The following is a 507-nucleotide window of genomic DNA, read 5'->3' on the forward strand; positions in this document are numbered from 1 at the left end:
CTGCGCCCCCATCGCTGGTTCAGTACCACGCCAGAGACTAACGACGAAATACGCATCAATGACGGCACCTTTAATGGCTCCGAACTCTGGCCGTTCGGTTGGCTGGTGCATACGCACAATGCTAAGCCCGGTTTCATTGCGCAGTCTGGTTTATACCGTGTGCTGGTCTGGCCTTACTTGTTCAAGAACTACGCCTTGCGTGACCTTGCGGAGTTTCTGGAGATTTACGGTCTACCTGCCCGCGTCGGTAAATACATGCAAGGGGCCACTGAGAAAGAAAAAGACTCGTTGCTTCATGCCCTGGTGACACTGGGCCATGATGCGGCAGGTATTATTCCAGAAGGCAGTTCGATTGAGTTTCATTCAGCGGCCAGTGGCCAGGCTGACCCATTCCAGGCAATGATTGATTGGGCTGAACGTACCGAGTCTAAAGTCATTTTAGGGGCAACCCTCACCAGTCAGGCTGACGGCAAATCCTCAACCAATGCCCTGGGTAATGTCCATAAC

1 protein-coding gene is annotated in these 507 nt (G+C 52.9%); it reads left to right on the forward strand.

The window, feature by feature from the left end:
* A partial coding sequence (locus AEP37_RS24030) for a phage portal protein family protein (protein ID WP_049615695.1) occupies positions 1-507 on the forward strand: 507 nt, incomplete at both ends.

Source organism: Yersinia pekkanenii (assembly GCF_001152565.1).
In the GTDB taxonomy this organism is placed as follows: Bacteria; Pseudomonadota; Gammaproteobacteria; order Enterobacterales; family Enterobacteriaceae; genus Yersinia; species Yersinia pekkanenii.